19 protein-coding genes and 1 tRNA gene are annotated in these 17,899 nt (G+C 68.6%); 6 read left to right on the forward strand and 14 right to left on the reverse strand.

Features of this window, described 5'->3' with window-relative positions; genetic code table 11:
• Positions 1–41: 41 nt before the first annotated feature.
• The 4 genes from BO64_RS10650 to BO64_RS10665 all read right to left on the reverse strand — a co-directional run bounded on the left by BO64_RS10650 (position 42) and on the right by BO64_RS10665 (position 3,026).
• Entirely contained in the window at positions 42–1,358 is a 1,317-nt protein-coding gene (locus tag BO64_RS10650; protein WP_496403277.1) for a hypothetical protein, read from the reverse strand.
• Between the two features lie 8 nt (positions 1,359–1,366).
• Positions 1,367–1,828, reverse strand: coding sequence for a BglII/BstYI family type II restriction endonuclease (locus BO64_RS10655; protein WP_496403278.1), 462 nt, complete (start codon positions 1,826–1,828; stop codon positions 1,367–1,369).
• Positions 1,828–2,712 carry a DNA-methyltransferase gene (locus BO64_RS10660; RefSeq protein ID WP_496403279.1) on the reverse strand — a complete coding sequence of 295 codons (885 nt, stop codon included), beginning with the start codon at positions 2,710–2,712 and terminating at the stop codon, positions 1,828–1,830. Before BO64_RS10660 ends, BO64_RS10655 begins: the two co-directional genes overlap by 1 nt.
• A 237-nt stretch (positions 2,713–2,949) precedes the next feature.
• Positions 2,950–3,026: transfer RNA gene (locus BO64_RS10665), tRNA-Arg, on the reverse strand.
• 136 nt (positions 3,027–3,162) lie between these two features.
• Between BO64_RS10665 and BO64_RS10670 the strand changes: the two genes are divergently transcribed.
• Positions 3,163–3,978: an FkbM family methyltransferase gene (locus BO64_RS10670; RefSeq protein WP_496403280.1), complete on the forward strand. Its 816-nt coding sequence runs from the start codon at positions 3,163–3,165 to the stop codon at positions 3,976–3,978.
• A gap of 13 nt (positions 3,979–3,991) precedes the next feature.
• Here the strand turns inward: BO64_RS10670 and BO64_RS10675 are convergent, their stop codons facing one another.
• Complete coding sequence (locus BO64_RS10675) at positions 3,992–5,029, reverse strand: P1 family peptidase (protein WP_496403462.1); 1,038 nt, start codon at positions 5,027–5,029, stop codon at positions 3,992–3,994.
• A gap of 87 nt (positions 5,030–5,116) precedes the next feature.
• On the opposite strand from BO64_RS10675, the gene ggt reads away from it, so the two are divergent.
• The gene (ggt, locus tag BO64_RS10680; protein WP_496403281.1) at positions 5,117–6,865 is read left to right on the forward strand and encodes a gamma-glutamyltransferase; all 1,749 of its coding nucleotides are present in this window, start codon (positions 5,117–5,119) and stop codon (positions 6,863–6,865) included.
• Here ggt and BO64_RS10685 read toward each other — a convergent pair.
• From BO64_RS10685 to BO64_RS10700, 4 genes are all read right to left on the reverse strand, one after another.
• Positions 6,862–8,343: a sensor histidine kinase gene (locus BO64_RS10685; RefSeq protein WP_496403282.1), complete on the reverse strand. Its 1,482-nt coding sequence runs from the start codon at positions 8,341–8,343 to the stop codon at positions 6,862–6,864. The two genes, ggt and BO64_RS10685, sit on opposite strands and share 4 nt — an antisense overlap.
• 82 nt (positions 8,344–8,425) lie before the next feature.
• On the reverse strand, positions 8,426–9,469 hold the full coding sequence (locus BO64_RS10690) for a quinone-dependent dihydroorotate dehydrogenase (RefSeq protein ID WP_496403283.1): 1,044 nt from the start codon (positions 9,467–9,469) through the stop codon (positions 8,426–8,428).
• Positions 9,466–9,807 carry a DUF952 domain-containing protein gene (locus tag BO64_RS10695; RefSeq protein ID WP_496403284.1) on the reverse strand — a complete coding sequence of 114 codons (342 nt, stop codon included), beginning with the start codon at positions 9,805–9,807 and terminating at the stop codon, positions 9,466–9,468. Before BO64_RS10695 ends, BO64_RS10690 begins: the two co-directional genes overlap by 4 nt.
• Positions 9,804–10,301 (reverse strand): SixA phosphatase family protein, encoded by a 498-nt coding sequence (locus BO64_RS10700; protein ID WP_496403285.1) that lies wholly within the window; start codon positions 10,299–10,301, stop codon positions 9,804–9,806. The genes BO64_RS10695 and BO64_RS10700 overlap by 4 nt, the downstream gene beginning before the upstream one ends.
• Before the next feature lie 96 nt (positions 10,302–10,397).
• Here BO64_RS10700 and metX point away from each other — a divergent pair, with 96 nt between their 5' ends.
• A complete protein-coding gene (metX, locus tag BO64_RS10705; RefSeq protein ID WP_496403463.1) occupies positions 10,398–11,552 on the forward strand; it encodes a homoserine O-acetyltransferase MetX in 1,155 nt (384 codons plus the stop codon).
• A 5-nt stretch (positions 11,553–11,557) separates the two neighbouring features.
• Positions 11,558–12,262, forward strand: coding sequence for a methionine biosynthesis protein MetW (metW, locus tag BO64_RS10710; RefSeq protein ID WP_496403464.1), 705 nt, complete (start codon positions 11,558–11,560; stop codon positions 12,260–12,262).
• A 21-nt stretch (positions 12,263–12,283) separates the two neighbouring features.
• Here the strand turns inward: metW and BO64_RS10715 are convergent, their stop codons facing one another.
• Together BO64_RS10715 and BO64_RS10720 are read right to left on the reverse strand one after the other, a co-directional pair.
• A complete protein-coding gene (locus BO64_RS10715) occupies positions 12,284–12,628 on the reverse strand; it encodes a P-II family nitrogen regulator (protein ID WP_496403286.1) in 345 nt (114 codons plus the stop codon).
• 31 nt (positions 12,629–12,659) lie between these two features.
• Positions 12,660–13,463, reverse strand: a complete 804-nt coding sequence (locus BO64_RS10720; RefSeq protein WP_496403287.1) for a class I SAM-dependent methyltransferase — start codon at positions 13,461–13,463, stop codon at positions 12,660–12,662.
• Positions 13,464–13,528: 65 nt separating this feature from the next.
• On the opposite strand from BO64_RS10720, the gene gloB reads away from it, so the two are divergent.
• Positions 13,529–14,290, forward strand: a complete 762-nt coding sequence (gloB, locus tag BO64_RS10725; RefSeq protein ID WP_496403288.1) for a hydroxyacylglutathione hydrolase — start codon at positions 13,529–13,531, stop codon at positions 14,288–14,290.
• Positions 14,291–14,293: 3 nt separating this feature from the next.
• Here the strand turns inward: gloB and BO64_RS10730 are convergent, their stop codons facing one another.
• From BO64_RS10730 to BO64_RS10740, 3 genes are all read right to left on the reverse strand, one after another.
• Positions 14,294–15,022 carry a DUF4908 domain-containing protein gene (locus BO64_RS10730; protein WP_496403289.1) on the reverse strand — a complete coding sequence of 243 codons (729 nt, stop codon included), beginning with the start codon at positions 15,020–15,022 and terminating at the stop codon, positions 14,294–14,296.
• Positions 15,023–15,113: 91 nt separating this feature from the next.
• Positions 15,114–15,839: a beta-ketoacyl-ACP reductase gene (locus BO64_RS10735; protein ID WP_496403290.1), complete on the reverse strand. Its 726-nt coding sequence runs from the start codon at positions 15,837–15,839 to the stop codon at positions 15,114–15,116.
• 49 nt (positions 15,840–15,888) lie between these two features.
• Positions 15,889–17,064, reverse strand: a complete 1,176-nt coding sequence (locus BO64_RS10740; RefSeq protein ID WP_496403291.1) for an acetyl-CoA C-acetyltransferase — start codon at positions 17,062–17,064, stop codon at positions 15,889–15,891.
• Positions 17,065–17,241: 177 nt separating this feature from the next.
• Between BO64_RS10740 and phaR the strand changes: the two genes are divergently transcribed.
• On the forward strand, positions 17,242–17,874 hold the full coding sequence (gene phaR / locus BO64_RS10745) for a polyhydroxyalkanoate synthesis repressor PhaR (protein ID WP_496403292.1): 633 nt from the start codon (positions 17,242–17,244) through the stop codon (positions 17,872–17,874).
• Positions 17,875–17,899 lie beyond the last annotated feature (25 nt).

Below are 17,899 nucleotides of genomic sequence, written 5' to 3' on the forward strand. Positions count from 1 at the left end.
CCCATCGACGTCGGCAGTTAGTTCAATCGTCGTTAGAGTGCTCAAGCGGTAGTCTCGGTAGCCTTCGACGCGATCTCCTTGAGCTTGGTCCTCAGATTGCTGGCCCGAGAGATTACCTCGGCAAGCTGGTTGTCGATCCCGCCGTAAGTCTTGGGGTCAGCCAATGACAGGTCAATTTCAGAGAGCCGCGTGTTTGCATCGCGCGCTGCGTTAAGGGCGCTCTTCCCGAGCTTGTCGGCCTTGCCGGCATCGGCGAGGGACTGACAGACCACCCGAAGCTCTTCCAGGACGTCTTCCCGGCGGTCTTCATCGTCGAGTGTCTTGATAAGCGGGCCGTATTTGTCGTCCTCAGGCCCGGGGCCAAGATCGATTTCGAAATCCTCGGTTTCCGCTAGCTCCTTCGGCTCATCAGCGATCAGATCAACACGCTCTGCTAGTTTGGTGAGCACCTCCGGCGCCTTTTCGCCGACGATCTTGTTGAACTCGTAGAGGCGTGTACCGAGCGTTTTGCGGTTGTCGAACAGGAGCCACGCCATCCGCATATTTGCTTCCAGCAGCGGACCTTCTTTCCCCTTCAGCCTGGCGGGGAGATCGTAAAAGAACTGTCGACCGTCCTCGACAAGCCGATAGTCGTACGGGGCGTGCCGCCATTCCTTCAGGTATATGTCGGCAAGTGCCAGAGCAGCAATGGCCTTTTTGATGTCAGCCTTCTCGCGCCTCATCAGATGAGCGACGGCGGCTTCCTTTCCCTGCTTAGCCGCCAACCTTTTGCGCACCCTTATCGCGTCATTGGCCCACGTGTACGGCAGCTTGGTCTCGGGCCGCATCTGCAGGCGGTCTTCGATGTCGTCGAGCTGGTCTGGCGTGAGGGGTGGCAACACCATGCACTCGATGGAGGCAAACTTCGGGTGCTTGCCGCCCTCGAACAGCTCGCGCATCGCGGACAAGCGACGATTCCCGTTCAGCGTGACGCCAGATCGAGTAATCATGATCGGTTCCGTTTGTCCGGTCCGAGCAAGCTCCTCGATTATGGGAGTGATGGATTCGGTGCCATCGCTGGCGAAGCGAGCAAGGATCTTGTGCTGTGCCTGCTGGGCAGTGGCGTTCTCTTCGTTCGCGCTGAAGAAGTCCGGAGGTAAATTGTGCTCCGCGAGATAAGCGAGCTGATCGGTTTGCGTACGTCCGTTAGCCATCCGGTAGAGTGGGATGTCCAACGGAACGGTGATGACCGGCAGCGACTCGGGCTTGTTTTCATGAACATCCCAACTCTCGACAGTCTTCTTGCTCTCAGCGCAAAAGGCCGAGATCAGCGAGACGCGCTCATGCTGCGGTCGCACATTCACTTTGTAACCGGACATCCCAAATCCTAGTCGAACGCGACCAGCAACATCGGCATAGTGATGATCCGGTCGAACAGCCCCAGCTCACTCCAAACGCGGTCTGCGTGAGCGACGTTCGAAGCAATGCAATCTGCAGCTGCCTTCGTCGGAATTGCAAGTGCAGCGGTCTCGATTTTCTTCTGTGTGTAGAGGTACTGGAGCTTCAGCAGGTCGTACATGGCCCGGCTGATATTGCCGGTCTGCACCTGAAAGGCCATGTCTCGGTACATGCCAGTCACTGTCAGGTCGAAACGCTGATCGACCCTCACATTGTAGGACCAACCAGCGCTCGTAAGCTCTTCTTTGAGGTGGTGGCGGATCGCGACCGTACACCCTGGTTCGATCCCGATGGCGGGAGCTTCGAAGAGATCAGTAAGCCAGTCGTACAGATCACGCCGCTGCCACTCCGCATCACCGTTGTGCAGGGAATACGCTCCGGCAAACTTCATCAGTCGCCTCGCATGGCGGTTGGTGGCTGATAGACTGGCTTGTCCATCGGCCGCGTGCGCAAGGTGCCGGCTTGCAGTTGTCGAACCCGATCCTCGGCGATGGACACGTACTCCTGCATGATGTCGCAACCATATGCGTTGCGGTCATTCTTAAGCGCAGCGATTGCAGTGGAGCCGACGCCAAGGTACGGATCGAGAACATTCTCGCCAGGATTGGTGAGGCCAAGCACGAGCCGCTCCACTAGTCCAACAGGGAACTGACACGGGTGGATCGTCTTCTCGACGTGGTTGGCCTTCACGTTGGGGATATCCCAAACGTCGGACGGGTTCTTGCCGAGAGGATTGCTCGAGATTTCTCCGCGACGAGGGCCTTTGAAGTGCTTTTTCTCAGGATACTTCGAAGGCACCCGCACCGGGTCCAGGTTGAACGTATAGTCGTCCCCTTTTGTAAACCAGAGAATGGTTTCATGTCGTCCGGAGAAGCGCTTCTGACAATGGAGCCCGTGGCCAAATGTCCATACTATCCGGTTGCGGAGACGAAGCCCGTGGTTCTTGAATAGAGGGTAGAGAACCATGTCGAGGGGAAACACCTCCCCACCATCTACGTGGTTGCCGACCTGCCAACAGAGTGATCCGCGTGGATGCATCAATCGAACCGCTTCAGCGATAGTCGCCGCTTGCTGTTCGAGGTAAACATCGATTGACTTGCGGGTTTCGTACGACTTCCCGATATTGTAAGGCGGCGAAGTGACGATGAGGTGTATACTCTCATCTGCCAAGCTCCGCATGAAGCGAAGATTGTCGACACACTCGATCCGCGCCGCTACCGGGCGGCGCAATGGGACGATAGTCGCGTCCTGTGCTTGGATATTCGGCGAGCGCATGACCTTGAGACATTTGGATAGGTTGAGTCGGGCTGAGACTGGGAGTCTCTCAGGCCGTGAACCTAAGATCCAGGGGCGTCACGTTCGGTCGCAGCGATCAGAGTCCAGCTGTGCTCGCCGAGTGACACCGCTCGTCCACGCACGTGACAGTGGCGCGTCAATTCCGCTGTAAATTCCGCTGAGAAGCGGCTATCCCGACAGGAAAGAAGCCCAAGGAATTCAATTCCTTGTAGGAAGTGGCGCGCCCGGAACGATTCGAACGTCCGACCCTCAGATTCGTAGTCTGATGCTCTATCCAGCTGAGCTACGGGCGCGCATGCCTTGCGGCGAGGGCGCGGAACCTAGTCAGGGTCCGAGAAAAGCGCAAGCCCCTCTTTCGGTCTTTTCCGACAAGCTTTACAGGCCGCGGCGCTATAGAACTCCGCAAGATAACGAAGCTATCTGAAGCCGATGTTCAATTGCACGCGCGCGTCCGGCCTCACCTTCCTGTTTCCAGAACGGGATACGGTCGTAGGCCCCACCCTCCAGATATACGGCGAGTTCGCCCAGCCCGAGGTCGATTTCCTGGTGGACGTCGCCACGGCTGAACGCGGCGTCTTCCTGGACGTGGGGGCGAATATCGGCGCGATCGCCCTGCCCTTTGCCCGCCGCCGCCCAGGCTGGCGCGTGACAGCGGTGGAGGCGCACCGGGGCCTGTCGGCGGTGCTGGCCACGAACGCCCTCGGCAACCATCTCTATAACGTAGAGGTGGTCAATGCGGCGGCGGGGCCCGAGCGGGCGATCGCCGACTTCCCGCTGGTGCCCCTGGACGCCGAGACCAACTTCGGAGACTCAGGGTTCCATCGCAAAGCTCCCCGGGCCGCGACCCTGCAGCTGCCGGTGGACGAGCTGGCTCCCGAGGCCGATGTCATCAAGGTGGACGTGCAGGGGTTCGAGGCCGAGGTGCTGAAGGGCGCCAGCGCCACCCTGGCGGCCGGCCGGGCCATCTGGTTCATCGAAACGCCCAGCGAGCCGGCCGTTCGGCGGGAAGTGCACGACACCTTTAGAAGCAACGGCTATGGCTTGTTCTGGTTTTTCTCGCCGTTCGGCACCCGCCGTTCGCCCCGCGGAAAGGCCACAGGGCAGGCCCTTGGCGGCGACGCCAACTGGGTGGCGGCGCCTGCCGGACGCCCCTCGCCCTGGCCGCTTCCGCCCGTGCGAGATCCGCTTGAAGCCAGGCCGGCCCGAGCCGCCGAGTATCCTTATCTGCAGCGCTACGGCTTCTGAGCCGGCGGCGCCCTCAGCCCGGCAGGTCCCGCCAGCAACGCACCTCGGTTCCCGGCCACGGCGTGGCTTCGTAGACGCCCCGGGCGATGGCGCGGGCCAGGGTGTCGGCGGCGAGGGCGCCCAGGCGGGCCAGGGTGAAGTCGGCCGGCGCGGCGAGGGGCCGGCGGCCGGTGGTCAGGGCGAATACGATGTCTCCGTCGAAGGGAGCGTGGGCGGGCCGGATCGCCCGGGCGAGCCCGTCCTGGGCCATCACCGCCAGACGCTTGGCCTGGGCCGGGGTCAGGGCCGCGTCGGTGGCCACGCAGGCGATGGTGGTGTTGCGCGTGGCGTCGGGCCGCTTGGCGAGCCCCCAGACATCGGGCCCAGCCATGAGCCCCGCCGAGCCGAGGCCGCCGAACTCGCCGCCGATCTCGTAGGGCGCAGCCCAGAAGGTGCGCCCCCCGCCGCCCACGGGTCCCGGCGCCGTCACCGAACCCCAGCTGTTCACCGCCACGACGGCGCCCACCGTGTAGCCGTCCTCGCTCACCACCGAGGCGGAGCCCGTGCCGCCCTTCAGCTGGCCGGCCATGGCGCCATAGCCGGCCCCGGCGGTCCCCAGGGCAAAGTCCTCGGCGGCGACGGCGACCGCCGCTCGGCCGAGTTCGCGATATGGCGGCGATTCGCCCCAGGCCTTGTCGCCGCCGTTGGCCATGTCGAACAGGATCGCGGCGGGCACCACCGGCGAGGGCGGCACGCCGGGCACGAGGCCATAGCCACGCCCGCGGACGCCCAGCCAGGCCGCGACGCCGTCAGCCGCCGCCAGGCCATAGACCGAGCCGCCGGAGAGCACGACCGCATCCACCGCCTCCACCAGGTTCTCGGGGGCCAGGGCGTCGGTCTCGCGCGTTCCAGGACCGCCGCCGCGCACGTCCGCCGCGCAGACGGCCTGCGCATCCGGCAGGATCACGGTGACCCCCGTCCGCGCCGCAGCGTCCTGCGCCTGCCCCACTTTCAAGCCGGGCACATCGGTGATCAGGTTCCGGAGCCCGGGCGTTGCGCGCATCTCGGCCATGACCCGACGTCGCACGAGCGGGCGCTTGTTGTCCACGCGCGCCGCACTATGGTCGCGCCTTGCCTGCCGCCGGAGTGACCTTTCGCCGTGATCCGCAAGACGCGCCCGCTTCCCTTCACCGCCGCGATCCTCGGGACCGCCCTGCTCGCCGCCTGCCAGGCCCCCGGACCGACCGCCGAGCCCAGCGCCCGCCCGGCGCCCGCCGCCCCGTCACGCACGGCGGGCCAGGCCATGGTGGCCGCCGCCAATCCCATGGCGGTCGAGGCAGGCCTGCGGGTGTTGCGCGAGGGCGGATCGGCGGTGGATGCGGCCGTCGCCGTCCAGGCCGTCCTGGGCCTCGTCGAACCGCAGAGTTCGGGCCTCGGCGGCGGGGCGTTCATGACCTACTACGACGCCAGGACCCGGACCGTGACCGCCTATGACGGCCGCGAGACCGCGCCGTCCGGGGCCACGCCGGACATGTTCCTGGATGAACAGGGCAAGCCCCTGAACCGGGCCGAGGCCATACTGTCAGGCCGCTCGACGGGCGTGCCCGGCGCCGTGGCCATGCTGGCCATGGCCCAGGCCGAGCACGGCAAGCTGCCCTGGAACCGACTGTTCCTCGACGCCGAGCGGCTGGCCGAAGAGGGCTTCCCGGCCCCAGGCCGCATGGCCATGTCGGCGTCCAGCCGCAGCCCCCAGGCCTCGACCCCCGACGCCATCGCCTATTTCACCAAGCCCGACGGGACCAAGATCCAGAAGGGCGACATCGTCCGCAACCCGGCCTACGCCGCCACCGTCCGCAAGATCGCCGCCGAAGGCCCCAGGGCGCTGCTGGAGGGCGAGATCGCCGAGGCCATCGTGGCCAAGGTTCGCGAGGGCGAGCGGCCGGGCGCCCTGACCCTCGAGGACCTCAGGAGCTATCGCCCCCGCAAGGCCGAGGCCCTTTGCCGGCCGTTCCGGGTCTATATCGTCTGTACGCCGGGCGCTCCGTCCGGCGGCCCCGCCGTTCTGCAGGGCCTGGGGCTGCTGGAACGCACCGCCGTGGCCGACCACCCGAACGATGTGGAAGGCTGGTACCTATTCAGCCAGGCGAGCCGGCTGATGTACGCCGACCGCGACCGCTACATCGGCGACCCGGCCTTCGTGGACGTGCCCATCGAGGGCCTTCTGGAACCCGCCTACCTCGACGCCCGGGTCAAGCTGATCGGCCCGACCGCCAGCCCGACCGCGCCGCCCGCCGGCACGCCTAGGGGCGCCAAGGCCCGCGGCCCGGACGCCACCCTGGAGCCCGCCGGCACCACCCATTTCGCCATTGTCGACGCCGAGGGCAATGCGGTCTCCATGACCACCACGGTGGAGAGCATCTTCGGCTCGGGCCGGATGGTGCACGGCTTCTTCCTGAACAATCAGCTCACCGACTTCTCGTTCTCGCCGGTGGACGCGGACGGGGCGCCGGTGGCCAACGCCGTGGCGCCAGGCAAGCGGCCGCGCTCGTCCATGGCCCCGGCCATCGTGCTGGACCGCGACCGCAACTTCCTGGCCGCCGCGGGATCGCCGGGGGGCCCGGCGATCCTCGCCTACAACCTCAAGACCCTGATCGGCATGCTGGACTGGAAACTGCCAGTGCAGGAGGCGATCTCCCTGCCGAACCTGATCGCCTCGGGGACCTACTATGCCGCCGAGGTGGACAAGTTCCCGCCGGCCATCGTCGAGGGCCTGGCCGCCCGGGGCGTGAAGCTGCAGTCGGGGGCCGGGGCGGAGGGCTCGGGCCTGCATGGCATCGAGGTGACGCCGCAGGGCCTGCGCGGCGGCGCCGACCCGCGCCGGGAAGGGGTGGCCCTGCCGCTGAACTAGCCGGGCTTCTTCGTCCGCCGGCTCGGCGTGGCCCTGCTGGGCGCGCCGGGCAGGCGGATCTCGAAGATCGAACCGTCCGCGCCGGTGGAGGCGAGGGTCAGTTCGCCGCCGTGCCCGGCCGCCAGTTCCCGGGCGATGGCCAGACCCAGGCCCGCCCCATCGGGCCGGCCGGACCCTGCAAAGGGCTGGAACAGCCGCTCGCGGACCCGCTCGGGGATGCCGGGACCGTTGTCCGACACCCGAATCACCGAGGCGTTGGGCGCCGCCTCCAGCGCCACCTCGATCTGTCCGGGCCGCGTCCGGCCTTCCTGGTGCTCGATGGCCTGACGGGCGTTGCGCAACAGGTTCACCAGGATGCGGTGCAGCTGGTCGGGGTCGGCGGTGACCAGTTCGTCGCGGCCCATGCGGCTCACCAGGGCCACGCCCCGCTCGGCGAGGCGCGCCTCCAGCGCCGCCTCATCCACCGCCTCGGCCAGGGGCACCAGCTTCGGTTCGGGCGCGGCTTCCTGGGTCTTGCCGTAGGTCAGCACGTCGGAGGCCAGCTTCACCGCCCGGTCCAGGGCGCGCTCGAGCCTGGGCAGGGCCTGGCTCACCTTCGGATCCTGCAGGGCGGCCAGCCGCTCGGAGGCGATCTGGGCCGAGGTGAGCATGTTCTTCAGGTCATGGTTGATCTTGGCCACCGCCTCGCCGAGGGCCGCCAGCCGGGCGCGGGAGTTCAGCGCCGCGCGCAGGTCGGCCTGCATCCGGTCGAGTTCGGCCTCGGCGCGCCCGATCTCGTCCCGGCGGCCCGAGGGCTCGACCCGGGCGGCGGGATCGTCGGGATCCACCCGGAACCGCTCCATGGCGTAGGTGATCCGCTGCATGGGCCTCACCAGGAAGAGGTTCAGGGCCACGAAGACGAGGATGCCGGCCAGGGTCGAGACGAAGGCCACGATGGCAAGGAGGCGCCACAGGTAGCTCGCCAAGGCCCGCTTCAGCTCGGTGTCGACGGCGACGAACTCGATGAACTCGGCTTCGCGGAAGCGCGGCTCGGCCACCACCCGGACCCGCCGGCCTTCGGGGCCGAAGATCGTCTGGAACGGCGCGAACAGGCCAAGCCCGGCGGCGCGCGGGCGCAGGTCCACGAGATAGGGCGCTTCGGCCGGCCGGGCTCCAGCGAACACCAGCGAGCGCACCCCGTCCACGGAAATGGCCACGATCTCGACGCCGGCGCCTTCCAGGAGTTGGGTCTTCAGCTGGTCGCTGACCACCCGGTCGGGCGCCACCTCGGGCGCCAGGGAGGCGAGTTCGGCGGCCCGCACCCGGTCCAGCAGCCACTGGCGTTCATAGGCGGAAAGGGTCGGCGGAATGGCGATCATGCCGCCAAGCAGCGCGAACAGCACCGTCAGCACCAGCAGGCGCGCGGAAAGCCCGCCGGGCCAGAAGATGCGGCGCCTGTCCCGGTCGGAAGGCTCCTTGGGCGCTAAGGCGTCCGCCATGATGCTTCGAGTTAATCCGTCAGCGTCGTCAGGGCAAACGCAGCTTCCTCAAAAGCCGACATCGGCCGGGAAGCGGCGGCGCCTATCTTGCGCCTACGGCCTCGCTAGGCGAGCGGAATCCGTCGGCGCGGAGCCGTTCGGCCAGTTCGCGCTTGATGCGGGTCACGAGCCCCGGCCCCTCGAAGACCAGGGCGGAATAGAGCTGCACCGCCTGGGCGCCGGCGCGCAGCTTGGCGTAGGCGTCCGCCCCCGAAGCGATTCCGCCGGCCCCGATCAGCGCGAGCCGCCCCGCGGCGGCGTCGGCGAACAGGCCCAGCATCCGGGTGGAGAGGGTCATGAGCGGCGCGCCCGACAGGCCGCCCGCCTCGTCCCGGAAGCGGGAGGTCAGTCCCTCGCGGCCCAGGGTCGTGTTGGAGACGATGATCCCGGCGAGGCCATGGGCGACCACCGTCTCGGTGATGGTCTCCACCTCGCCCTCCTCCAGGTCCGGGGCCACCTTCAGGAACATGGGAACGCGGCCGTCCGCAGGCAGCGCGTCGCGCGCCTCGGCCAGCCGGCCCAGCAGCTCCTCCAGCGCCGCCTTGGTCTGCAGCGCCCGCAGGCCCGGGGTGTTGGGCGAGGAGATGTTGATGGTGAAGTAGCTGGCGAGCCCCCACAGGCGGGTTAGACCGGCGACATAGTCGGCGATCCGGTCCTCGGAATCCTTGTTGGCGCCGATATTGGCGCCCACGACCCCCGGGCCGCGGCGGGCCAGCCGCCCCGCAAAGGCCTCCAGCCCCTCGTTGTTGAAGCCCATGCGGTTGATCACCGCCCGGTCTTCCGACAGCCGGAAGAGCCGCGGGCGCGGATTGCCCGCCTGCGGCCTGGGCGTGACCGTCCCGCATTCCACGAAGCCGAAGCCGGCCTTGAGCATCGGGCCGAACACCTCGGCGTTCTTGTCGAAGCCGGGCGCCAGGCCCACCGGATTGGGCAGGGACAGGCCCGCCACCGTGGTGGCGAGGATCGGGTCGTCGGCGCCGGCGCGGGGGCCGAGGCCCGCCTTCAGGCCGCGGATGGCCAGGGTGTGGGCGTCTTCCGGATCAAGCGTCCGCAGCGCCCGGGTGGCGAGGCCGTGAAGTCCGCTCATGCCAGATCTCCCACCTGGGGAACGCCGTCGGGATCCAGCGGCGCGTCGGTCACCGAGCGCACCAGGGCCACATCCAGCGGGCCGTAGAGGTGCGGAAAGAGATCACCGCCGCGCGAAGGCTCGAACTTCAAGGCCGAGCCCAGATCGTGGGCCTCGACCTCCAGCACCACGAGGTCGGCCTGACCTGCGAAGTGCCGGCGGGCCGTCTCCTGAGCCTGGGCGGCTGTGGAGAAATGGATGAAGCCGTCCGCATGGTCGACCGGGGAGCCCTCGAACCGCCCCGCGGCCTCAGCGACCAGCCAGTCGCTCCGCGGCAGGATCTTGTAGATCCGGCTCATTGCGGCGGGTCCGGGTAGAACAGCCCGTCGAAGCTCGGCCGGCCGTTGGCGTCGAACAGGAAGACCGCCGTGGCGCCGGGCGGGAACTTGCGCTGGGCCTGGTTGATCAGTTCGCTGGGCGCGGAGCCTTCGAGCAGCAGCTGGATGGTCAACTCCTGCAGGCCCGGGTTGTGCGCCACCACCATCACGGTGTTGGCCGTCTTGCCCGCCCGCCGGGCCGCGTGCCGGATGCCGCCCGAATCGGCGTGGTACAGTTCGGGTTCGAAGGTCGCCTCGGCGTCCGGGAAACTAGGCCGCACGGCCTCCCACGTGTCGCGGGTCCGGGCCGAGGTGGACACCAGCACGATGTCCGGCTTGAAGCCGAGGTCGGCGAGGCTCGCGCCCATGGCGGCGGACTCCAGCACCCCGCGCGGCGCCAGCCTGCGGTCGAAATCATCACCAGTGACGGAATCCGGCTCGGCCCTGCCGTGCCGGAAGAGGATCAGCCGCTGCATTAAGACGCCTTCTGCCCGAAGCGGTCCTCATAGCCGAGCGGCGGGGCGCTGCAACCCATTGACAGAGCACGGCGCGGGCGGTCCAACGCCCCCATGATGGCGCAGGCCCAGATCGCAGGGGGTTACGAGACGGGCGGCGGGACCTGGCGGTTCCCGGCCAGCCAGCCGCTGAAACTGGATTCCGGCGGCGAGATCGCCCCGCTGGAGGTCGCCTACAAGACCTACGGCCGGCTGAACGAGACCAAGTCCAACGCAGTCCTGGTCTGCCACGCCCTGACCGGGGACCAGCACCTGGCCTCGACCCATCCGGTCACCGGCAAGCCCGGCTGGTGGAGCCGCTTCGTCGGCCCCGGCCTGCCGCTCGATCCCGAGCGCTATTTCATCATCTGCTCCAATGTGGTCGGCGGCTGCATGGGCACCACCGGCCCGGCGAGCACAAACCCGAAGACCGGCGAGCCTTACGGCCTGTCCTTCCCGGTCATCACCATCGCCGACATGGTGCGGGCGCAGGCCATGCTCATCGAGGCCATGGGCATCGACACCCTGTTCGCCGTGGTCGGCGGCTCCATGGGCGGGATGCAGGTGCTCACCTGGGCGGCGGACTATCCCGAGAAGATCTTCAGCGCCGTCTGCATCGCCGCGGCCGCCCGCCATTCAGCCCAGAACATCGCCTTCCATGAGGTGGGACGCCAGGCGATCATGGCCGACCCCAACTGGATGGGCGGCGCCTATCTGAAGGCCGGCGTTCGGCCCGAGAAGGGGCTGGCGGTGGCGCGCATGGCCGCGCACATCACCTACCTGTCCGAACCCGCCCTGCAGCGGAAGTTCGGCCGCGAACTGCAGCGGGACGGCCTGTCGTGGGGCTTCGACGCCGACTTCCAGGTGGAGAGCTATCTGCGCCACCAGGGGGCATCGTTCGTCGATCGGTTCGACGCCAACAGCTACCTCTACATCACCCGGGCGCTGGACTATTTCGACCTCGCCGCCCGCCACGGGGGCTCCTTGGCCGAAGCCTTCCGCAAGGCCCGCGGCGTGCGCTTCTGCGTGCTGTCGTTCTCGTCCGACTGGCTCTATCCGACCGCCGAGAGCCGCGACATCGTCCGCGCTCTCAACGCCGCCGGCTGCCGCGCCAGCTTCGTGGAGATCGAGAGCGACAAGGGCCACGACGCCTTCTTCCTCGACGAACCGCAGCTCGACGCCACGCTCCGCGGCTTCCTGGCCGCACAGGCCGCCGCCCGAGGGCTCGCGTGACCGAGATGCGTGAGGATTTCCGCGAGATTCTGCGGCTGGTCCGCCCCGGCGCCCGCGTCCTCGACATCGGCTGCGGCGAGGGCGAGCTGCTGGAACTGCTGAGCCGCGAGAAACGGGTCGACGGCCAGGGCCTGGAAATCAGTCCCGAGGGCGTGGCGGCCTGTCTGGCGCGGGGCCTGGCCGTGGTGCAGGGCGATGGCGACCGCGACCTCGACCACTTCCCGACCCGCGCCTTCGACTATGCGGTCCTCTCCAAGACCCTGCAGCAGATGCGCGAGCCGAAGCACGTGCTGTCCGAACTGCTGCGCATCGCCGACCAGGCGGTGGTCTCGGTGCCGAACTTCGGCCACTGGAAGGTCCGCTGGGCCCTGCTCTCCCGCGGCCGGATGCCCGAGACGGGTGCCCTGCCCGAGCCCTGGTGGTCGACGCCCAACATCCACCTCTGCACCCTGGCCGACTTCACCGCCCTGTGCGACGACCTCGGCCTGCGGATCGACGCCTGCGTGGCCCTGGCGGAGGGCCGCAAGGCCCGGCAGATCGACCCGCGCCGGCCGATCGAGAACTGGCGCGCTGAGACCGCCCTGTTCCTGCTGAGCCGCAAGACGGCCGACACGCCGGAAGCCGTTCCGCAGAACCTCTTCGGGGAAGTCGAACTGCCGAAGCCGGACGCGCCGGCCCCCAGGACGAAGCCCAAGCGCCGCAAGCGCTGATCCCTCGTCGGGGCGGAGCGCCTAGCCGGCGATGGCGGAAGCGCCGGTTTCGCCCGTGCGGATGCGCAGGGCGCGTTCCAGATCGAGGACGAACACCTTGCCGTCGCCGATCTTGCCCGTGTTGGCCGAGCGCTGGATGGCCTCGATCACCGCCTCGACGATGTCGGCGGGAGCCGCGATCTCCAGCTTCACCTTGGGAAGCAGCTTCACCTCGTACTCGGCGCCCCGATAGACCTCGGTCTTGCCGCGCTGGCGGCCATAGCCGCGCACCTCGGTGACGGTGAGGCCGGATGCGCCGGCCTCGGTCACCGCCTCGAGCACGGCGTCCAGACGGCTGGGCTTGATGACCGCGATGATCAGCTTCATGCGCCGAGAGACTCCGGTTTCTTGAACAAGGCTAAGACTTTCGCCGGCGCTTCGCCAAGGGTTTGCGGGCGTCGGCCGGATCTGGCGCCCGCGAATGAGGCAGTCGTGAGACCGGCGCGCCCGCCGGGCTTGGGGCCAGCACTGGGCGCACCGCCTTGGCCTTCACGCGCACGCCCTTGGGCTTGACCGCGAAGGTCTGTTTCACCGCCTCCATGAGCAACAGCCCGGCGAAGCCCGGCCAGAGGCGCGAGCCGGCCTGCTCGAACCCTTCGGCCCAGCCCGCCATCCAACCCACGGGCGGCGCATAGAGCGCCCGGGTCCATCCCGACGGCTCCAGCTCCGCCTCGCGCAGCAGTTCGGCCAGCTGGCTGCGGCTGTAGGGGCGCCCATGCCCGAAGGGCGTCTTTTCGGTGTTGGCCCAGAGGCCGTTGCGGGACGCCACAGCGACGATTACCCGGCCGGACGGCGCCAGCACCTGCCAGACCTCCTTGAGCAGGGCGACCGGGTCGGCGCTTTCCTCGATGGCGTGGATCACCAGGATCCGGTCGAACAGGGCGTTGCGGAACGGCAGGGCGTCCTCGGGCGTGAGGACCGCGAGGTTCCGGCCATCGGGCGGCCAGATCTCCACGCCCTGCTGCGCCGGCATGGCCGCCACCACGCGCCGGGCCGCGGCCCGGAAAGGCCCCACGAAAGGCGTGCCGTATCCCAGGGCCAGCACGTCCAGGCCCCGGGCGTCGCCCCAGGCTTCCACCAGCTTGCGCTCGACCATGGCCCGGGCCGCCCGGCCCAGGTCCGAGGCGTAGAACCGGCGTAGTTCGAGGACGTCCCTTCGCATCTCTCCCCGAGGTATGCTCGACGCGAGCTTTGGGCCAGCCTAAACCCACAGCAGGAGTTCGGAAGATGCCGCTCACCGTCCATCAGTTCCCGTGCCTGGAGGACAACTACGGCTTCCTCGTGCGCGACGAGGCCTCGGGCCTGGCGGCCTGCGTGGACACGCCGGACGCGAACGCCATCCTGCGCGAACTCTCACGCCTGGGCTGGTCCCTGACCCTGATCCTCAACACCCACTGGCACCCCGACCACGCGGGCGGCAACGCCGAGATCAAGGCCGCCACGGGCGCCAACATCGTGGGCCCCAAGGAGGTCACCCGCATCGCCCCCCTCGATCGGGAGGTCCAGGGCGGCGACGAGGTGCGGCTGGGCGAGACCAGCTTCCGGGTGATCGAGAGCGGCGGCCACACCCTGGGCCATGTGGCCTACCACGACGCCGCCGACCGCATCGCCTTCGTCGGCGACACCCTTTTCGCCCTGGGCTGCGGGCGGCTGTTCGAAGGCAGCCCCGAGCAGATGTGGGAGAGCCTTCAGCGCTTGGCGGCCCTGCCCGACGACACGCGCGTCTACTGCGCCCATGAATACACGGCGGCCAACGCCCGTTTCGCCCTGTCGGTGGACGACGACGCGGCGCTCAAGGCCCGGACCGAGGCGATCTTCGCCGCCCGCGCCCGCGGCGAGCCCACCGTGCCCACCACCATCGGCCTTGAGAAGGCGACCAATCCGTTCCTGCGGGCGCCCCTGCTGGCCGGCCGGGTCGGAGCGGCGGGCGAGCCGGACTTCAAGGCCTTCGCCGCGGTGCGGGCGGCCAAGGATGCGTTCCGGGGCTGAAACCTAGCCGCCCGCGGCGACGCGGATGATCAGGTCTGACGAGGGACGGCCGGCGAGGCCGTGGGCCGGGGCCACCGTGATCCGCAGGATGTCGTCACGGATCGCCGCATGAGGCTTCTTGCCCTCCACCAGCACCACCTTGCTGAACTGGCCGAGCAGCACCCGGCTATCCTTGCGGCGGGCCATGCGGGTCACCGCCACGCTGGTCACGGTGGCGGCGTCGGCGATCAGGGCCGAGGAGGCCGGCGTCGCCTCGGCCTCGAAGAGGATGGTCCGGCGGGCGGCGCGGCTGGCGCGAAGGCTGGCCTGGGCCAGGCGTTCCAGCAGGGCCTGCGGGCCCAGGGGCGGCAGCCGCAGGGGCGTCCCATCGCCGGCCAGGGCGGCGGCCGCGCCGCCGGGCCGCGCGTCGGTGAAGACCGTCACCCCGCCCAGCCGCGTGGCGCGCAGCACCGGCTCGCCCAGGTCGTTCTTGTAGATCACGTCCCCGCGCGGGGCCGGCATGGGCTGCAGGGCCCAGACCTCGGGACTGTCCTCGAACTTCAGCAGCGGCCGGGACTGGCTCCGGTCGAGGACGAACACGCGACCGTCTTCAGATACATATCGGGCCACCGGCGGCGGCTGGATCTGGCGACCCGGACCGGCGTTGCGGCCGAACAGCCCCTCACGGAGCCCCTCCTGAGCGAGAGCCGGCGTGGCGAATCCACCCGCCAGCGCCGCCAACAGCGCCAGCAAGACCCGTTTCCTGGACGCCTGCGGCTCGCCCGTCATGATTGCCGAGCAGATGCCCGGGGATCGGGGCGCTTTTTGGACGCCACAGCGACCCTCATCCAACCAGATATTGGCCGCCATTCAGCGAAAGCGTCGTTCCGTTCACATAACCCGCCCGTTCCCCCGCCAGGAACGAAACCGCGTCGGCGATCTCCTCCCCCCGGCCGAGGCGGCCGGCAGGAATCTGGGCGATGATCCCTTCCAGCACCTTGGGCGGTACGGCCTGCACCATCTCGGTGTCAACGTAGCCCGGCGCCACGCAGTTCACGGTCACCCCCTTGCGGGCGTTCTCCAGCGCCAGGGCCTTGGTAAAGCCGATCACCCCGGCCTTGGCCGCCGAGTAGTTGGTCTGGCCGAGCTGGCCCTTCTGGCCGTTGATCGAGCTGATGTTGATGATCCGGCCCCACTCGCGCTCGCGCATGCCTTCGATGACCTGCCGGGTCATGTTGAAGAGCGAGTCCATGTTGACCCGGATGACCTCGCTCCACTGCTCGGGGCTCATCTTGTGGAAGAAGCCGTCGCGGGTGATGCCGGCGTTGTTCACCAGCACGTCGACCGGGCCAAGTTCGGCCTCCACCTCGCGCACCGCCCGTCGGCAGTCCTCGAAGACGCCGACATTGCCCTTCACCACCATCACGCCCAGCGCCCGGGCGCAGCTGAGAGCCGCCTCGTCATTGCCGGAATAGCCGGCCGCGACCTTGAAGCCGTCGCCCACCAGCCGTTCGACGATGGCGCGGCCGATGCCGCGCGTGCCGCCCGTCACCAGAGCAACCCTGGCCATCCTCACCTCCTCTTCGGCGGCCGCCGGCTGGGGCGCTGGCGTCGCTCCCCTAGATTTTCTCGACGCACATGGCCACGCCCATGCCGCCGCCCACGCACAGCGTGGCCAGCCCCTTGGACGCGTCCGTGCGCTTCATCTCGTGCAGCAGGGTGGTCAGCACCCGGGCGCCCGAGGCGCCGATCGGGTGGCCGATGGCGATCGCGCCGCCGTTGACGTTCACCTTCGCGGAATCGAGGCCCAGCTCGCGGACCACGCAGATCGACTGGGCGGCGAAGGCCTCGTTGGATTCCACGAGGTCGAGATCGGCGACCTTCCAGCCAGCCTTCTCCAACGCCTTGCGGCTGGCCGGGATCGGACCCGTTCCCATGATCTCGGGATCGACGCCGGCATGGGCCCACGACGCGATGCGGGCGAGGGGCTTGAGGCCACGGTTGGCCGCCTCCTCGGCGCTCATCAGCACCAGGGCCGCGGCGCCGTCGTTGATGCCCGAGGCGTTGGCGGCGGTGACCGTGCCGTCCTTGGTGAAGGCGGGCTTCAGGCCCGAGACGCTTTCCAGGGTCACCCCATGGCGGATGTATTCGTCCTGGTCGACCACCGTGTCGCCCTTGCGCCCCTTGACGGTGACGGGGGCGATCTCGTCCGCGAACTTGCCGGCCTTCTGGGCGGCCTCGGCCCGGTTCTGCGAGGTGACCGCGAACCGGTCCTGATCCTCGCGCGTGATCTGCCAGCGGGCCGCCACGTTCTCGGCGGTCTGGCCCATGTGATAGCCGTGGAAGGCGTCCCACAGGCCGTCCTTCAGCATGGTGTCGACGAGGCCGAGTTCGCCCATCTTGGTCCCGTTGCGCAGGTGCGCTGCGTGCGGCGAGCGGCTCATGCTCTCCTGGCCGCCGGCGACCACGATCCGCGACGAGCCCTCGGCGATCTGTTGGGCGGCCAGCGCCACCGCGCGCAGGCCCGAGCCGCACAGCTGGTTGAGGCTCCAGGCAGGGCTTTCCACCGGCACGCCCGCGGCGATGGCGGCCTGACGGGCGGGGCCCTGGCCGGCCCCGGCCTGCAGCACCTGGCCCAGGATCACCTCATCGACCTCGGCGGCCTGGACGCCGGCCCGCTCCACCGCCGCCTTGATCGCCACCGCGCCCAGCTCGTGGGCGGGCAGGCTGGACAACGCCCCGTTGAACGAACCCACCGGCGTGCGGGCGGCGGAGACGATGACGATGTCGCTCATGGGGGCGGCTCCTGAAAAACTGATGTTACTCGGCCCAGGTTCTTCTATCGGCAAGCCGGGGGCCGCGGGCAAGCCCGACGGCGAATCCGCCGGACATTTGCTTATGCGCTCGCATCCGCGATACTGCGGTGCAGAACGAGGCTGGGCCCCCGGCCGGCCTACGCATAAGGATCAGGGATGGCAGACACCCAAGAGTCCGGACCGGCCGAAGGCGAGCGCGTCATCATCAAGAAGTACGCCAACCGGCGGCTCTACAACACGGCCTCGTCCAGCTACGTCACCCTCGAGCACCTGGCCGACATGGTGAAACGGGGCGTCGACTTCGTGGTCTATGACGCCAAGACCAACGAGGACATCACCCGGACCGTCCTCACTCAGATCATCTTCGAGGAGGAGGAGAAGAGCCAGGGCCAGTCCCTGCTGCCGATCCAGTTCCTCCGCCAGCTCATCAGCTTCTACGGCAACTCCATGCAGGCCTTCCTGCCCAGCTATCTGGAGCTGTCGCTGGCCTCCTTCGCCCAGCAGCAGGAGCGGCTGCGCGCGGCCATGAGCAGCGCGGGCATGAGCAGCGCGGGCATGACGCCCGGCATGGGGGCCTACGAGGAGCAGATCCGCCAGAACCTTCAGCTCTTTGACCGGGCGATGAAGATGTTTTCGCCCTTCGCCTACACCCCGGCCGCCAAGCCCGAGGAGCCGCCCCCCGCGCCGCCCCCCAAGGCGGACCCTGCGGCCGACGACGCCCTCGCCCTGCTGCGCAAGCAGATGGCCGAGATGCAAGCTCAGATCGACAAACTCGCATCCAAGGGTTGAAACTGGCCCGCCGATTGCAGCCCGA

This window comes from Phenylobacterium composti DSM 19425, assembly GCF_059568645.1.

Excerpts from the sequence above, each read along its gene's own strand:
- BO64_RS10650 (WP_496403277.1), bottom strand. The coding sequence starts at position 1,358 with ATGTCCGGTTACAAAGTGAATGTGCGACCGCAGCATGAGCGCGTCTCG.
- BO64_RS10655 (WP_496403278.1), bottom strand. The coding sequence starts at position 1,828 with ATGAAGTTTGCCGGAGCGTATTCCCTGCACAACGGTGATGCGGAGTGG.
- BO64_RS10660 (WP_496403279.1), bottom strand. The coding sequence starts at position 2,712 with ATGCGCTCGCCGAATATCCAAGCACAGGACGCGACTATCGTCCCATTG.
- BO64_RS10670 (WP_496403280.1), top strand. The coding sequence starts at position 3,163 with ATGTTCAATTGCACGCGCGCGTCCGGCCTCACCTTCCTGTTTCCAGAA.
- BO64_RS10675 (WP_496403462.1), bottom strand. The coding sequence starts at position 5,029 with ATGGCCGAGATGCGCGCAACGCCCGGGCTCCGGAACCTGATCACCGAT.
- BO64_RS10685 (WP_496403282.1), bottom strand. The coding sequence starts at position 8,343 with ATGGCGGACGCCTTAGCGCCCAAGGAGCCTTCCGACCGGGACAGGCGC.
- BO64_RS10690 (WP_496403283.1), bottom strand. The coding sequence starts at position 9,469 with ATGAGCGGACTTCACGGCCTCGCCACCCGGGCGCTGCGGACGCTTGAT.
- BO64_RS10695 (WP_496403284.1), bottom strand. The coding sequence starts at position 9,807 with ATGAGCCGGATCTACAAGATCCTGCCGCGGAGCGACTGGCTGGTCGCT.
- BO64_RS10700 (WP_496403285.1), bottom strand. The coding sequence starts at position 10,301 with ATGCAGCGGCTGATCCTCTTCCGGCACGGCAGGGCCGAGCCGGATTCC.
- metX (WP_496403463.1), top strand. The coding sequence starts at position 10,398 with ATGGCGCAGGCCCAGATCGCAGGGGGTTACGAGACGGGCGGCGGGACC.
- metW (WP_496403464.1), top strand. The coding sequence starts at position 11,558 with ATGCGTGAGGATTTCCGCGAGATTCTGCGGCTGGTCCGCCCCGGCGCC.
- BO64_RS10715 (WP_496403286.1), bottom strand. The coding sequence starts at position 12,628 with ATGAAGCTGATCATCGCGGTCATCAAGCCCAGCCGTCTGGACGCCGTG.
- BO64_RS10720 (WP_496403287.1), bottom strand. The coding sequence starts at position 13,463 with ATGCGAAGGGACGTCCTCGAACTACGCCGGTTCTACGCCTCGGACCTG.
- gloB (WP_496403288.1), top strand. The coding sequence starts at position 13,529 with ATGCCGCTCACCGTCCATCAGTTCCCGTGCCTGGAGGACAACTACGGC.
- BO64_RS10735 (WP_496403290.1), bottom strand. The coding sequence starts at position 15,839 with ATGGCCAGGGTTGCTCTGGTGACGGGCGGCACGCGCGGCATCGGCCGC.
- BO64_RS10740 (WP_496403291.1), bottom strand. The coding sequence starts at position 17,064 with ATGAGCGACATCGTCATCGTCTCCGCCGCCCGCACGCCGGTGGGTTCG.
- phaR (WP_496403292.1), top strand. The coding sequence starts at position 17,242 with ATGGCAGACACCCAAGAGTCCGGACCGGCCGAAGGCGAGCGCGTCATC.